The sequence below is a fragment of the Pseudomonas sp. CFBP13528 genome (assembly GCF_005233615.1).
Taxonomy (GTDB): Bacteria; Pseudomonadota; Gammaproteobacteria; order Pseudomonadales; family Pseudomonadaceae; genus Aquipseudomonas; species Aquipseudomonas fluorescens_AM.
The window spans coordinates 23686-36477 of sequence record NZ_QGAJ01000004.1; the positions used below are offsets into that span (position 1 = coordinate 23686).

Annotated in this window: 15 protein-coding genes and 1 pseudogene; 9 read left to right on the plus strand and 7 right to left on the minus strand. The window is 56.3% G+C overall.

Features of this window, described 5'->3' with window-relative positions; translation table 11 throughout:
• Window positions 1-5: 5 nt before the first annotated feature.
• Both PspCFBP13528_RS09615 and paoA read right to left on the minus strand, forming a co-directional pair.
• Window positions 6-956 (minus strand): xanthine dehydrogenase family protein subunit M, encoded by a 951-nt coding sequence (locus PspCFBP13528_RS09615; RefSeq protein WP_101220567.1) that lies wholly within the window; start codon window positions 954-956, stop codon window positions 6-8.
• Window positions 953-1621, minus strand: a complete 669-nt coding sequence (gene paoA, locus PspCFBP13528_RS09620; protein WP_137200082.1) for an aldehyde dehydrogenase iron-sulfur subunit PaoA — start codon at window positions 1619-1621, stop codon at window positions 953-955. The genes PspCFBP13528_RS09615 and paoA overlap by 4 nt, the downstream gene beginning before the upstream one ends.
• Before the next feature lie 546 nt (window positions 1622-2167).
• On the opposite strand from paoA, the gene PspCFBP13528_RS09630 reads away from it, so the two are divergent.
• A complete protein-coding gene (locus tag PspCFBP13528_RS09630) occupies window positions 2168-2593 on the plus strand; it encodes a VOC family protein (RefSeq protein ID WP_010656575.1) in 426 nt (141 codons plus the stop codon).
• Between the two features lie 115 nt (window positions 2594-2708).
• On the plus strand, window positions 2709-3968 hold the full coding sequence (locus tag PspCFBP13528_RS09635) for a cation:dicarboxylase symporter family transporter (RefSeq protein WP_137200083.1): 1260 nt from the start codon (window positions 2709-2711) through the stop codon (window positions 3966-3968).
• Between the two features lie 111 nt (window positions 3969-4079).
• On the opposite strand, the gene PspCFBP13528_RS09640 is transcribed toward PspCFBP13528_RS09635, so the two are convergent.
• Window positions 4080-4445 (minus strand): helix-turn-helix domain-containing protein, encoded by a 366-nt coding sequence (locus PspCFBP13528_RS09640; RefSeq protein WP_137200084.1) that lies wholly within the window; start codon window positions 4443-4445, stop codon window positions 4080-4082.
• Between PspCFBP13528_RS09640 and PspCFBP13528_RS09645 the strand changes: the two are divergent.
• The 3 genes and pseudogenes from PspCFBP13528_RS09645 to PspCFBP13528_RS09655 all read left to right on the plus strand — a co-directional run.
• Window positions 4410-4511, plus strand: a pseudogene (locus PspCFBP13528_RS09645) (nuclear transport factor 2 family protein); the annotation flags it as partial. The gene PspCFBP13528_RS09640 and the pseudogene PspCFBP13528_RS09645 sit on opposite strands and share 36 nt — an antisense overlap.
• A gap of 68 nt (window positions 4512-4579) precedes the next feature.
• A complete protein-coding gene (locus tag PspCFBP13528_RS09650) occupies window positions 4580-5599 on the plus strand; it encodes an alpha/beta hydrolase (protein WP_137200085.1) in 1020 nt (339 codons plus the stop codon).
• A 211-nt stretch (window positions 5600-5810) separates the two neighbouring features.
• A complete protein-coding gene (locus tag PspCFBP13528_RS09655; protein ID WP_241669083.1) occupies window positions 5811-6269 on the plus strand; it encodes a nuclear transport factor 2 family protein in 459 nt (152 codons plus the stop codon).
• 53 nt (window positions 6270-6322) lie between these two features.
• Here the strand turns inward: PspCFBP13528_RS09655 and PspCFBP13528_RS09660 are convergent, their stop codons facing one another.
• The gene (locus PspCFBP13528_RS09660) at window positions 6323-7198 is read right to left on the minus strand and encodes a LysR family transcriptional regulator (RefSeq protein ID WP_137200086.1); all 876 of its coding nucleotides are present in this window, start codon (window positions 7196-7198) and stop codon (window positions 6323-6325) included.
• A gap of 153 nt (window positions 7199-7351) precedes the next feature.
• On the opposite strand from PspCFBP13528_RS09660, the gene PspCFBP13528_RS09665 reads away from it, so the two are divergent.
• Window positions 7352-7933, plus strand: coding sequence for a TetR/AcrR family transcriptional regulator (locus PspCFBP13528_RS09665; RefSeq protein WP_178084426.1), 582 nt, complete (start codon window positions 7352-7354; stop codon window positions 7931-7933).
• Window positions 7934-8116: 183 nt separating this feature from the next.
• On the opposite strand, the gene PspCFBP13528_RS09675 is transcribed toward PspCFBP13528_RS09665, so the two are convergent.
• The 3 genes from PspCFBP13528_RS09675 to PspCFBP13528_RS09685 form a co-directional block, all read right to left on the minus strand.
• Window positions 8117-8788, minus strand: a complete 672-nt coding sequence (locus tag PspCFBP13528_RS09675; protein ID WP_137200087.1) for an NAD(P)-binding oxidoreductase — start codon at window positions 8786-8788, stop codon at window positions 8117-8119.
• A gap of 257 nt (window positions 8789-9045) precedes the next feature.
• Entirely contained in the window at window positions 9046-9684 is a 639-nt protein-coding gene (locus tag PspCFBP13528_RS09680; RefSeq protein ID WP_101220573.1) for a TetR/AcrR family transcriptional regulator, read from the minus strand.
• A 109-nt stretch (window positions 9685-9793) separates the two neighbouring features.
• Window positions 9794-10129 (minus strand): LysR family transcriptional regulator, encoded by a 336-nt coding sequence (locus PspCFBP13528_RS09685; protein ID WP_137200088.1) that lies wholly within the window; start codon window positions 10127-10129, stop codon window positions 9794-9796.
• Window positions 10130-10235: 106 nt separating this feature from the next.
• On the opposite strand from PspCFBP13528_RS09685, the gene PspCFBP13528_RS09690 reads away from it, so the two are divergent.
• From PspCFBP13528_RS09690 to PspCFBP13528_RS09700, 3 genes are all read left to right on the plus strand, one after another.
• Window positions 10236-10817, plus strand: a complete 582-nt coding sequence (locus tag PspCFBP13528_RS09690) for a TetR/AcrR family transcriptional regulator (protein WP_137200089.1) — start codon at window positions 10236-10238, stop codon at window positions 10815-10817.
• A 51-nt stretch (window positions 10818-10868) separates the two neighbouring features.
• Window positions 10869-11972 (plus strand): alkene reductase, encoded by a 1104-nt coding sequence (locus PspCFBP13528_RS09695; protein ID WP_137200090.1) that lies wholly within the window; start codon window positions 10869-10871, stop codon window positions 11970-11972.
• Window positions 11973-12042: 70 nt separating this feature from the next.
• Window positions 12043-12786, plus strand: coding sequence for an SDR family oxidoreductase (locus PspCFBP13528_RS09700; RefSeq protein WP_101220576.1), 744 nt, complete (start codon window positions 12043-12045; stop codon window positions 12784-12786).
• Window positions 12787-12792 lie beyond the last annotated feature (6 nt).

Sequence of the window (12792 nt, forward strand, 5' to 3'; positions counted from 1 at the left end):
GTCGCTTAGGAAGATGCGGTGGAAAGCGCAAGGCCAATTGTCCGTTCCGCCAGTTTGATCTTGAAGGCGTTCTGCGCAGTAGGATTGGCGCCAGCCAGCAACTGCCTGGCTACGGCTTTCGCGCCGTCAGGCAGATAAGCTTCGGCCTCTTCACTTCGCCAAGGCTTGTACGCCACGCCCCCCAGGGCGAGTTGCCCCGTCCGGTCTGGCAGTACGATCGCCGCGACAGAAACCAGCGCGAACGCGTAGGAGGCGCGGTCACGAACCTTGTAGTAGATATGCTCGCCCCCTAAAGGTTTAGGCAGCGTCACGGCAGTAATCAGTTCGCCGTTGTTCAGGATGTTCTCGATATGTGGGGTGGTCCCCGGTGCGCTGTAAAGGTCGGCGAGATCAATTGTTCTGACCTGGCCGTCCGAGTTGAGTGTTTCGACCCTTGCGCCCAATGCTCGCATCGCCACAGCCATGTCACTGGGATGGCTGGCAATGCAGGCATCGCTGACCCCGACGATCGCTTGTTGCCGACTGGCGCCACCGATTGCAGAGCAGCCGGCACCCGGACGCCGCTTATTGCAAGGCTGATGGGTATCGTAAAAGTAGGCGCACCGGGTGCGTTGCAATAGATTGCCTGCCGTTGTGGCTTTGTTGCGCAATTGTCCTGACGCTCCCGCTAGCAGCGCCTTGGATAGTACGGCGTAGTCTCGACGCACCTGAGGCGCAGCAGCCAAGTCAGTGTTACGCACCATGGCGCCGATCCTTAGTCCGCCGTCCTCGGTCGGGGTGATTTCATCGAGCGCCAGGCCGTTTACATCGATCAGGTGCTGGGGGATTTCTATTTCCAGTTTCATCAAGTCGAGCAAATTGGTGCCGCCGGCGATGAATCGGGCACCCGGGTTATTGGCCGCGGCGTTAACCGCATGCGGCAAAGAGGTGGCCCGTTCGTAAGTAAAGGATTTCATGCCTCACCTCCGGCTATCTCGTGAATGGCATCGACGATGTTGGAGTACGCCCCGCAACGGCAGATATTGCCACTCATGCGCTCGCGGATTTCGGCGGCTGTGACGGTGCTCCTGGCGATCAAATCGCCGCTGACGTGGCTGGGTATGCCAGCCTTTATTTCTCCAAGCATCGCGACTGCTGAGCAAATCTGCCCAGGCGTGCAGTAACCGCATTGGTAGCCGTCGTGCTTGATGAATGCCGCTTGCAGAGGGTGCAGGTTGTCCGGCGTACCGAGCCCTTCAATGGTGGTGATGCTGTCCCCTTCGTGCATGACCGCAAGCGTGAGGCATGAGTTTATTCGTCGCCCTTCTACGATTACCGTACAGGCACCGCATTGGCCGTGGTCACAGCCCTTCTTGGTGCCGGTTAAATGCAGCCTTTCTCGAAGGACGTCCAGAAGCGTGCTGCGGTTATCGACATCCACGGCAACTCGCCGCCCGTTGAGGGTAAACGTCACATGACTGCCAGGCGGGCTCTGCGCTGCTGATTTCGTGTTGCCAGTCGCTTGGGCATCATCGACCTTTGCTAATACGGCCGTGACTGCAGTACCTGCGGTACCTATCAGCACTTGTCGTCGGGAGAGTTCTATTCCAGCTCCCGTTGCGGTGGGGGTTCTAGTGTTCATCAACGTCTCCATTCGCAGTAGGTGTGGCTGAAGCCGGTGCTCAGTGTGGGAGCCTATGGCACTAGGTTGCAGCTGATAACTGGCGTTTTCAGAATGAATCCGTGAGCAGCGCTCAGTAATCCAGGCCACGGCCCGGAGTGGGCAGGAACCCGGTGTGCGGGCTATAGCGGACTTTTCGGGTCTGCCTCTCTGCATCTATCCAGAAATTGGCTCGCGAGATGCTCATGCTCTGCGCGATGTTGCAATGCGCGGTTGCCAGGGGGGTCGATCCGCGTGTCCATCGGCCGTTGGGGCGTAATGCCAGGCGCCTAGGGTTCCGACGAAGAAAGGGGTGTTTGTCGATCAAATTTCCCATGCGATTCAGGCGGGCTGGGAGCAATAAAAAGAGATTGCCGATTAACAAAATAAAATTGTGCTTTTGAAAAATTTATATTGATTTTTTTTAAGTTGGTTCGGCTTTAGCATAAATCCACCTTCAAAAAGCCGTCGGGCAGCAAGCGCGATGTCCGGCATCACAAACCAATAAAAATTGTTATCGGAGTCCTGATGAGTCTTTCTCCTTTCCACCTCGCAATCCCTGTGTATGACCTGGCCGCTACGCGCACCTTTTACGGTGAGGTATTCGGCCTTGCCGAAGGCCGCTCAAGCGAGCAGTGGGTCGATTTCGATTTCTACGGCCACCAGTTGGTCATCCATGAACACCCGAAGACTGCCTCTCAGGAAAGCGTGCACAGCAATCCGGTCGACGGCCACGACGTACCGGTTCCGCACTTCGGCATCATTCTGGAATGGGCTCAGTGGGAAGCGCTGGCCGAGCGTCTGAAATCCTTCGGTACCAAGTTTGTAATCGAACCCTACATTCGTTTTAAAGGTCAGGTCGGCGAGCAAGCCACCATGTTTCTGTTCGACCCGTGCGGCAATGCGCTGGAGTTCAAGGCGTTCAAGGATATGAGCCAGCTGTTCGCTAAATAATAAAAAAACCTGGCGCACGTTAAAGCGTGCGCCCAGGAAATTTAAATGAGCTGGAAGCTCATGAATCTAGCTACTGCGCTTACGCAGTCCTTTCATTCCAACAAAAAGGCTAGACATGAAACGTATCCCCTTAGTTTGGCAAATCGTTGCCGGGCTGTTGCTTGGCGTGCTCGTGGGTTGGTATTTCAATACCCACCCGGAAAATCAAGTGTGGGTCAGTAGCGAAATCCTTAAACCGCTCGGTGATATCTTCATCAAGATGATGAAGATGGTGGTCGTGCCGATTGTTTTCTGCTGCATGATCCTCGGCATTGCCGGGGGCGGTGATAACAAATCGTTTGGGCGTATGGGCGCAAAGTCATTGATCTACTTCTTTGCAATCACCAGCCTCGCCATCGTGCTTGGCTTGTGCTTCGCCAACCTGTTCGAGCCGGGTAGGGGCACTGAAATCGCCGGCATTGCGCACAACGCTGCAGCCGTGCACATGGAGCCGTCGAAAGGTGCGCTGATCATTCTGCAAAACATCGTGCCCGATAACGTGATTGTCGCGATGTCGGAAGCGAAGTTGCTGTCGGTGCTGTTCTTTGCCGTGTTGCTGGGCATGGCGTTGAACACCTTGCCTAACGAGAAGAGTGCACCGGTTGTTGCGGTGGTGCAGGGCTTCTCCGACGCCATGTTCAAGGTGGTGTCGTTTGTCATGGCCTACGCACCGATCGGTGTATTCGGCATGATCGGCGCCACGGTAGCGACCTTCGGATTTGCCTCGTTGCTGCCGTTGCTCAAGTTGATCGGCGTGGTGTATCTGGCGCTGATTACCTTTGCCCTGGTGATACTCGGCGGCATTTGCTACTTGATCGGTGAAAACGTCTTCAAGTTGATCAAGTACTTGCGCGATGAGCTGATTCTGGCCTTCTCCAGTGCTGCCTCTGCGGCCGTCATGCCACAGTTGATGACCAAGCTGGAAGCCTATGGCGTACCTCGACGCATCGTCAGTTTCGTGGTGCCGGTGGGTTATGCGTTCAACTTGGACGGTGCTTCGATCTTCCTCGGTGTGGCGACGATCTTCATTGCCCAACTCTATGGCATCGATCTGTCGTTGACTCAGCAAATTCTGCTGGTGGTCACGATGGTGCTGACGTCCAAGGGCGCTGCGGGTGTGCCTGGGTTTGCCATCATCATCCTGTCGGCCACCTTGGCGTCTGCCGGACTGCCGCTGGAAGGGGTCGCGTTGATTGCCGGGATCTTCCGGATCATCGACAGCGGCACCACTACCTTGAACGTGCTGGGTAACGCAATTGCACCTCTGGTCATCGCCAAGTGGGAGCAAGCGCCCCTGGAGCGAAAAGGGTCTGTAGGGGTCGAGCAGAACGTTTAATCAGTGACACACAAGAGCCTTCCACGTTAACCGCGTTAAAGGCTCTTTCCATGGCTGGTCAATCACTAAACGTTGTGCGTGTTTATGCCTTTAAGTCTGAAGCTAGGCGAGTTATTCAAGTGGATTGGCATCGATTTCAGCGCGTCTGAAAGTCAGGATTGCCTCCTCATGCACCGCGCCCCATTCGCGCATCGCACGGACCAACGGAGCAAGCGTGTTGCCTAATTCTGTGAGCGAATATTCCACCTTGGGCGGGACCTCACGATAGATTTCGCGATGGATAACCCGGTCAGTCTCCAGCTCTCTGAGTTGCAAGGTGAGCATCCGCTGCGTCACATCGGGAATTAGCCGGCGCAACTCGTTGAAGCGCTTTGTTCCGGACATCAGGTGGAACAGGATGAGCGATTTCCACTTCCCACCGATGACATCAACGGTAAAGGCGACGGGGCAGGCATTTCCTTTACCGACTTTTTTCATCTGTTGAAAGTCGATGGCAAGTGGACGGTCGTCAGCAAGATTTTTCACACCCACGTCGCGCCTTGAGCCTCTGTCGTCCTTGAGTCTGCGGTAGTTGAGGCTGCCCAGTACTCAGACATACAAATGGAAACGTCATGAAAACCCTTACCTCTGCTCTCGCCCTTACCGTCGTGACCCTTGCGCCGGGTGCTGCTTCTGCCACCGGCTACCCGGGCGTTGAGCACAACACGGCGAAACTGTTGCAATCGCTTGAAGGTGGCCAGACGCTCGACTCCATGACGCCGGTCGATGCCCGTGCCGCGCTGGCAGGTGCCCAGGCTGCCCCCCAAGTGGCCTTGCCGGCAGCTGATGTCAGCGAGAAGACGATACGCGTCAACGGCAGCGATCTGACGTTGACCATCGTGCGTCCCGTCGGTAGCCAACAGAAGACCCTGCCCGCGTTCATGTATTTCCACGGCGGCGGCTGGGTGTTGGGCGACTTCCCGACCCACGAACGACTGGTGCGTGACCTGGTGGCAGGCTCGGGTGCGGTGGCGGTCTTCGTCAACTACAGCCTCTCGCCAGAGGCGGCATACGGCGTCGCCACCGAGCAAGCCTATGCCGCGACAAAATGGGTGGCCGAACATGGCAAAGAGATCAATGTAGACGGCACGCGCCTCGCCGTAGCAGGCAACAGCGCAGGTGGGAACATTGCCGCCGTGGTTGCGTTGATGGCCAACAAGAAGGGTGCACCCGCACTGCGTTCGCAAGTGTTGCTGTGCCCAGTGACAGATGCCAACTTCGAGACGCCGTCGTACAAGGAGTTTGCCAACGGCTATTTCCTGACGAAGAACATGATGGTGTGGTTCTGGGACAATTACACACGCGACGCCGAGGCACGTAAGCAGATTTACGCTTCACCGCTGCAGGCCACGAGCGAGCAATTGAAAGGCTTGCCGCCGACGCTGATCCAGACTGCAGAATTCGATGTCCTGCGTGATGAAGCTGAAACTTACGGCCGCAAGCTCGACGCTGCGGGTGTACCTGTGAAGACGGTTCGCTACAACGGCATGATTCACGATTTCGGTCTGTCGAACGCGTTCAGCCATCTGCCGACGCCGCGCAGCGCGATTGCGCAGGCTTCTCAGGAACTCAAGACCCGCCTGAGCAAGTAACTTCAAAAACAAAGCGCCCGCAAGTCACGTTGAAACTGCGGGCTGCGTTAGTGCAAACACAGGGTTATCTCATTGCGCGGATGCCTGCGCACAGCAGATTCCATGAGCGTCTGCCGGGTTTTTGTGGTTGAGCATATTTCAATAATTACACTCCTTGTGAAGAGCGACTAAAATGAAAATCATATCTTTTAAGCAGTTGTTTTTTGTGGGCTTGATTTCGAGCGTTGGCGCGCTGGCTCACGCAGACAACTCACCGAGCAATCCGCCAGTAATCAGTAGTCAAACAGTCAGCAAAGCTACTTATGTAGAAGACTATCAGGCTATCACCAAGGTGCTTAATACGTATATTGAGGGTTGCAAGCAGGCCAAGAGCAGTATCATGAAACCCGCTTTCAATGAACAGGCGACAATGTACAGCGTCGGCACCGATGGCAAGCTGGAAGGCGGTGCGATTCCAATTTTGTTCGAGGGCGTTGATAAGGGGTTTCGCCCATCTCCGGATGCGCAGGCTGCTATTACGCGTATTGAAATCGTCGGTAATGCCGCGAGTGCTCGCATTGACGCCAACGGCATGTCCGGCCTCTCTTTCACCGACTTCTTCCATCTGCTGAAAGTAGAAGGCAAGTGGACGGTTGTTAGCAAGATTTTCCAAACGCATGCAGCGCCTTGATTGCTGTTTACTCCGTTGGGCATGTGCTCCAATATTCCAACGATGTCTGGCGTCTAATGCTTCTTCACGGCCTGTTCAATAATCAGCTGAGCCAGTAATTTTACTGGCTCGGTAAGGCTGCGGCGTGCACGATGAACCAGCCCGATGTCGCGATGGAATGTACGTTGTTTCAGGTCGATCGCGCGCACTTCAGCAGGCCACTCCTCAGGAGTGGCCGTTTCCGGTACCAGGGCCACACCGACGCCATTCGCAACCAGTTTGATGATCGCATCCAGCTCATCGAGTTCGCAGACTTCATGCAATGAAAAATGGGTTTGACGCAAGAACCTATCAACCTGGCGCCCGCCAAAAGATGAACGGTCATAGCGGATAAAGGGTTGGCTCGATACCAATTCCGCCCAATCGTCTCCCGGCATATCGGCGGGGACGATCAGCCGGTAAGGTTCTCGCGCCAAGGTTGTCCAGCGCAGGTCACTGTGAAGCGAGAAGGGCGGGCGAATGATCGCGGCCATATCGATTTCGCCTGAATCGACTTGGTTCACCAACTCCATCGACAAGCCGGGGAGCACTCGCGTCCTGCATTGCGCAGAGCGTTGATGAAATTCAGCCAGGGCTTCTGGCAGGAAGGAGCGCTGAACCGAGGCAATCGCTCCCAGGGTGACCAAAACGCTCGCGGGAAGACCCACCGATGTCGAGCCCAGATCTTTAAATTGGCGTACCAGTTCCTGACCCTGCGCCAAAACCTGGTGACCCATTCGATTGAGCTGAGCCGAGCGTCCCTTACGGTCGAACAGCTGTACCCCTAGCTCCGCCTCAAGGCGTTGCATCTGGGCACTGACGGCGGCTTGGGTGAGGCCGATCTTGCTGCCGGCAGCCGCAAACGTGCCTTCTCTCGCCACCGCGATAAGTGTTTTCAGTTCTTTGATCATGCTCAAATAATAATTATGTTTTGCTTCGAAATATATTTATATTTTTGTTGCTGAAGCGCTGCGCAAAATGGCTTCCGATACAGGTGAACAAAGGGCAGGCGTTCTGACGGGCGCCTGACGCTGGATCATTTTTTTGCTAGCATGCGCCGCATTATGAAGAAACCCGCCCATGACATGCGCCAGCACATCATCGATGTTGCGAGGTCGCTTATGACCCAAAGAGGCTACACCGCCGTCGGCCTCACCGAGTTGCTCGCGGCCGCGGGCGTACCTAAAGGGTCGTTCTATCACTACTTTCGTTCCAAGGACGAGTTCGGCCAAGCGCTGCTCGAAGAGTACTTTGAAGAGTACCTCGGGCGGGTCGATGTGCAATTGGCCAGCGAGGGCTCCGGTGCTGAACGTCTGCTGAGCTATCTACGCTATTGGGCCGAGACGCAGGCGTTTGATCACACTGATCAAAAATGCCTGGTGGTCAAATTGGGTGCGGAAGTGTGTGACCTGTCCGAAAACATGCGCGGTGTGCTTGAAAAAGGGACTGCCCTGATCATTGAGCGGCTGGTTCGTTGTGTTGAGCAGGGTAAAGCGGATGGCTCAATCGACGCGTCCGTCGACTCGGCAATACTGGCGCAAGCGCTCTACCAGATGTGGTTGGGCGCCTCGTTGCTGGTCAAGGTCAATAGAACACGCGAGCCTTTTGACGCGGCGCTTGAAATGAGTCGACGCTTGTTGGCCTAGTGTCCGGCTTCGTCACGCTGCTCGACGTCACCACGGCGATGAGTTTCGGATGCACCGCCAACACTTTGCGCGTCGGCGCTTGGACCACGCCGATGCGCGGATCTGACAGTGCCAACGCCAATACAGGGCGACCACCCCATCCGCTTGCGCCAACCAATAGCTGCGTTACTGTCTTCAGCTCATTCATGCCTGAGGGCAATACCGGACAAAATGCTCGATAGCCTCAGCGACCGGCGTGGCGCCTTGGGTCAGTTCGATGATGACGCGATTCACTCCCGGCTTTTCAATGATCTGCAACAAAACTGCCGCTACGTCTTCACGCGGCACGTCACCATAGGGGATGGCCAGGCCGGCGTGGACAGTGCCAGTGCCCGCCGAGTCCAGCAGCGTGCCCGGGCGCAGGATGACCCAGTCAAGGTCGGTTGCGGCCAGGTGCACGTCGGCGCGTTTCTTCACGGCCATGTAGTTTTCGAAGGTCTCGGAAACCGTTTTGCCACGTGATGCCTCCGGAAACGCGGAGACCAGGATAAAGCGCCGGATACCCGCCCGTTGAGCGGCGGCGACAGACAGTTCCAACCCGTGACCATCAATAGCATCGGTCATTTGTGCGCCGCCTTTGCCGCCTGCACCGGCCGCGAATACGACTGTGTCGCTGCCCGTCATGAGCTTGGCCAGCGCTTGCGCATCGAGTTCAAGCAAGTTACCGGCGACGGGGGTGGCGCCCAGTGCTTTGAGCTCTTCGGCTTGTTGCGCATGGCGAAACAGCGAGCGTGGCTGATGACCTCGTTTGGCCAGTTGTTGGGCGAGACTGCGGGCGACTTTACCCGAACCACCGACGATAAAAACTGAGTTCATAGTCACTCCAGATCAGGCGATGTTCTATAAATGGCCCGCTCAAGCGAACCTGCAAACGTCATTGACGATGCGTGCAGGTCTTTATTCTATATTGACCACTACATAAATTGTCAAGCGCGCTGGCAGCATCTGCCTCTGGCCACTTCTGTGCAATGCGAGCGGCGAAAGAGGCTAAAACCGAAGAGCCATTAACAAATATAATTGTTTTAACGTATTCAAATATATTGTTTTAGTTGCTTCGCGGGGGGCGTTAGCATTCACGCACTGTCAACGAGTGAAGGGGTCAGCATCGCGACGGCTGTTGCGCCGATGCCTTGCAGATCCTCTCGGCTCGCAGCGTCATGCGCTTGCAGGGACATGCCTTCGAGCAAGGTATTGAGGGCCGCGGCGAGCAGCCGGGTGTCGGTTTGCGGTTTGAGCTGACCTTGTTCCACCGCGCGATCCAGGCGCTGCTGTAAGTAGTCACGGCCCTCTTGGCGTAAAGCCTTGAGGGTGGCGGTGACTTCACCGGCATCGTCGGAGACATTGACTGCCGCGAGCACGACCATGCAGCCACAGGGGGCCTCGGGTTCGGTCAGGATCGAGGCTGAAGTGTGGAAGAAGTCGCTGATGGCGCGCACGATGTCCGGCTCGGTGTCCATGCGCTCCCACGTGGCATCCCAGAACGTCGCTTCGTAATAGGTAACCGCTTCCAGAAACAACTTGGCCTTGTTGCCGAACGCCGCATACAGGCTGGGAGGGCTGATGCTCATGGCTGAACACAATTCCGCCACCGAGGCGGGCTCGTAGCCACGCTTCCAAAACACTGCCAGCGCCTGCAGCAGAGCCTGGTCGCGATCGAACGCGCGCGGGCGTCCTTTTGCGCGTGGAACAGCGATTGGGGTGGAGTTGGTCATTGAGTGCAGCACCTTGGGGCGTATCGCCAGACGAGCATGCCTGGAAGAAAGTTCTGCTCCAATGATACACAAAATGAGATTTTCGGTTGCACAGCGTCATTTTGAGCTTTCAGGTTGACCGTGACGCGTGGCCAAGGGCCGGTACGTTGTATCGCTCAAGCACATGACCCATACCGCTCAATAGCGGTATCACATGCTTTGCAATGTCATCAGCGACTGCGGTGGGCACCCTCTCTGCGTTTCGGCGAAAAAACAGTGGGTCCTGAAAAATCAGCCTGAGCTTGGAGAGGCTGTTGCTGACTGGGGGCTGTCCGATGTTCAAGCGCTCAGATGCCCTGGTGACACTTTTTTCCTGATAAAGCGCAGCAAAGATCACCAGGCAATTGAGGTTGAATTGCGCAAGGCGCTCGGTATTGAACGTTGACGTGGGGGGAGGGGTATTCATGAGCTTGACCCTGTCATTTGTCTTCGTTCGCCGTTGGTCGTAGAAGGTGAAGCTATTCTAAAATTTACTAGACGACCGGTCTATTGTTAATTAGAGTGGCTGCATTATGAAGAAGCATCATTCTGAAACTCGCCAACACATCCTGGACGTCGCCAGGACGTTGATGACGCACAAAGGCTACACCAGCGTAGGGTTAGCCGAGGTGGTAGCGGCTGCAAGCGTGCCTAAAGGTTCGTTCTACCACTACTTCAAATCCAAGGAAGAATTTGGTCAGGCATTGCTTGAACAGTATTTTTCCGACTACCTCGCAACGGTCGACACGCTGTTGATGGGCTCTGCACCCGCCGCGCAAAGGTTGCTGAGTTACTTCCAGTATTGGGCGCAAACCCAGTGCTCTGATTTGCCGACCGACAAGTGCCTGGTCGTTAAATTGGGCGCTGAGGTGTGTGATCTCTCGGAGGGCATGCGCCGGGTGCTCGACCAAGGTACTCAGGCCATCCACGCGAAGCTTGAGCGTTGTATCGAGCAGGGGCTTGTCGATGGATCGATCACGTCCGCAGTGCCAAGCGCGACGCTTGCGCAATCGCTCTACCAGGTTTGGGTCGGTGCTTCCCTGATGATGAAGATTGGCAAGCGCGATGCAGCCTTTGAAACCTCCCTGGCATTAGCAAAGCGACTGTTGTCGTAGCTATTTTTTTATCAACTTACTAGACGACCGGTCTATTTAAATGAGGTCATCATGACAGATAACGCTCGCCGTACTGATTTATTCACCCCCATCAACCTGGGCGCGATGGAACTCGCCAACCGTATTTTGATGGCACCTGTAACCCGTAGCCGCTACGCCGAAGATGGCATCCCCAACGAGCTGCACGCCGAGTATTACGCACAACGCGCCACGGCGGGCTTGATCGTCGCCGAGGCCACCAATATTTCCGCGCAAGGTCGCGGTTATGCGGCCACCCCCGGCATCTGGAGCGAGGAGCAGGTTGCGGGCTGGAAGAAAGTCACGGACGCCGTGCATGCCGCCGGCGGCAAGATCGTCAGCCAGCTGTGGCATGTGGGACGCTTCTCCAGTGTCGAGCTGCAACCTGACGGTGCCGCTCCGGTCGCACCTTCTGCCATCAAGGCTGAAGGTGACACCTACACCACCAAAGGCTTCGTCCCGGTATCGATGCCACGAGCGCTTGAAACCGATGAGATCCCGGGGATCATCGAGCAGTACAAACGTGCTGCCGAGAATGCCAAACGTGCTGGTTTTGATGGTGTAGAGGTTCACTCGGCCAACAGCTACCTGCTGGACCAGTTCCTTCGCGATTCGACCAACCATCGCACCGACCAGTACGGCGGCTCTATCGAAAATCGTGCGCGCCTTACCCTGGAAGTGACCCAAGCAATCGTCAAGATCTGGGGCAACGACCGCGTTGGCATCCGTTTGTCGCCGGTGACGCCTGACGCCGGCAACACGCCGCCTGACAGCAACGTGATGGCGATGTATGGCTACCTGATCCAGCAACTGAATGCATTTGACCTGGCGTACCTGCACTTCGTTGAAGGCGCGACCGCCACCTCGCGTGACGTGCCGGAAGGCGTGGACATGGACGCACTGAGCGCGCAGTTCAACGGGCCCTTCATCGGCAACAACAACTACGACCTGGAGATGGCTATTGAGCGCCGCGCCCAAGGCAAGATCGACGCCGTGGCGTTTGGCCGCCTGTTTATCTCCAACCCAGACCTGGTTGAGCGCTTGCGTCGTGGGGCCGAACTGACCATCGCACCGCGCGAGTCGTATTACGGCGGCGGCGCGAAGGGCTACACCGACTGGCCCGTCGGCAACTACTGATCCCCATATATCCGCGATAACCCCAAAAACTGCCCTCACAGACGGGCAGTTACCAACGAGAGGAACGCCCATGAACTATCTGCAGAGTAAAACCGCGATCATTACTGGCGCATCGTCCGGCCTGGGTGCTGCATCGGCACGTGCCTTGTCCGAGAAAGGCGTTCGAATTGTCGCGGCGGCCCTGGACCAGCAAGGCCTGGACGCCATCGTCAGCGAGCTGAAAAGCAAGGGCGGTGAAGCAGTAGGTCGCGTCAGCGACGTTACCAATCCTGAGGACATGAAAGCGCTCGCGCAATTTGCTCAGGACTCTTTCGGTTCGGTGGATATCCTGATCAACAACGCAGGCTTGATGCTGTTTTCCAACTGGGTCGACCTGGCCACCGATGATTGGGAAAAGATGATCAACGTGAACATCAAAGGCTACCTGCATGGTATCGCAGCGGTGTTGCCGTTCATGTTGAAACAGAAGTCGGGCCAGATCCTGAATATGGATTCGGTTGCCGGTCACCAGGTCGGGCCTGCTGCGGGAATCTACAGCGCCACCAAGTTCTTCGTGCAGGCCATGACTGAGTCGATGCGCAAAGAGTTGGGCGTGCAGCACGGCATCCGTGTCAACACGGTCAGTCCGGGTGTGATCAACACCGGTTGGGCCGATAAAGTCACCGACCCGGCAGGCCGTAAAGCGGCTCAAGAGCTGAATAAAATCGCAATCTCGCCGGACGATATCGGTCGCGCAGTGGTGTACGCACTAAATCAGCCCGAAAACGTCACCGTCAACGACCTGATCATTTCGCCGACCCGTCAGGATTGGTAAGTCATA

Bases quoted from the DNA above. Each gene is read 5' to 3' on its own strand.
- PspCFBP13528_RS09630 (WP_010656575.1), top strand. From the start codon at position 2,168: ATGAGTCTTTCTCCTTTCCACCTCGCAATCCCTGTGTATGACCTGGCC.
- PspCFBP13528_RS09700 (WP_101220576.1), top strand. From the start codon at position 12,043: ATGAACTATCTGCAGAGTAAAACCGCGATCATTACTGGCGCATCGTCC.
- PspCFBP13528_RS09640 (WP_137200084.1), bottom strand. From the start codon at position 4,445: ATGAAAAAAGTCGGTAAAGGAAATGCCTGCCCCGTCGCCTTTACCGTT.
- PspCFBP13528_RS09685 (WP_137200088.1), bottom strand. From the start codon at position 10,129: ATGAATACCCCTCCCCCCACGTCAACGTTCAATACCGAGCGCCTTGCG.
- PspCFBP13528_RS09665 (WP_178084426.1), top strand. From the start codon at position 7,352: ATGAAGAAACCCGCCCATGACATGCGCCAGCACATCATCGATGTTGCG.
- PspCFBP13528_RS09615 (WP_101220567.1), bottom strand. From the start codon at position 956: ATGAAATCCTTTACTTACGAACGGGCCACCTCTTTGCCGCATGCGGTT.
- PspCFBP13528_RS09690 (WP_137200089.1), top strand. From the start codon at position 10,236: ATGAAGAAGCATCATTCTGAAACTCGCCAACACATCCTGGACGTCGCC.
- PspCFBP13528_RS09675 (WP_137200087.1), bottom strand. From the start codon at position 8,788: ATGAACTCAGTTTTTATCGTCGGTGGTTCGGGTAAAGTCGCCCGCAGT.
- PspCFBP13528_RS09635 (WP_137200083.1), top strand. From the start codon at position 2,709: ATGAAACGTATCCCCTTAGTTTGGCAAATCGTTGCCGGGCTGTTGCTT.
- PspCFBP13528_RS09650 (WP_137200085.1), top strand. From the start codon at position 4,580: ATGAAAACCCTTACCTCTGCTCTCGCCCTTACCGTCGTGACCCTTGCG.
- PspCFBP13528_RS09660 (WP_137200086.1), bottom strand. From the start codon at position 7,198: ATGATCAAAGAACTGAAAACACTTATCGCGGTGGCGAGAGAAGGCACG.
- paoA (WP_137200082.1), bottom strand. From the start codon at position 1,621: ATGAACACTAGAACCCCCACCGCAACGGGAGCTGGAATAGAACTCTCC.
- PspCFBP13528_RS09680 (WP_101220573.1), bottom strand. From the start codon at position 9,684: ATGACCAACTCCACCCCAATCGCTGTTCCACGCGCAAAAGGACGCCCG.
- PspCFBP13528_RS09695 (WP_137200090.1), top strand. From the start codon at position 10,869: ATGACAGATAACGCTCGCCGTACTGATTTATTCACCCCCATCAACCTG.